We start from the raw sequence: 265 nt of genomic DNA on the forward strand, positions 1-265 counted from the left end.
GTGTATTGGGATCTTTGTGTCTGATGGGGATATGATATTCATCGCAGTTCATAATTGCATTAATCCCTTTGTCTTCACCCATCAACTGTGTTAGTTTTTGTTTTTGGTCATATACTGGTGTTTTAAAAAAACAGGTATTAATATTACTTGCTTGTGAAATGGGCGTGATATTTATAGGTGAATTATGGGTATTTATTGATGGAGGAAGCATGTTTATTTCCGTTAAAAAGTTTGGCAGTTTCTTTGTGGCTGACGTATATTGTAT

General features: G+C 34.0%; 1 protein-coding gene. It reads right to left on the bottom strand.

What is annotated here, in order from left to right; all coding sequences use genetic code 11:
- A partial coding sequence (locus ACNQ0T_RS24395; RefSeq protein WP_417930517.1) for a hypothetical protein occupies positions 1 to 211 on the bottom strand: 211 nt, incomplete at its 3' end.
- Positions 212 to 265: the final 54 nt, after the last annotated feature.

Source organism: Enterobacter cloacae complex sp.6700776 (assembly GCF_048284255.1).
GTDB classification, from domain to species: Bacteria; Pseudomonadota; Gammaproteobacteria; order Enterobacterales; family Enterobacteriaceae; genus Enterobacter; species Enterobacter intestinihominis.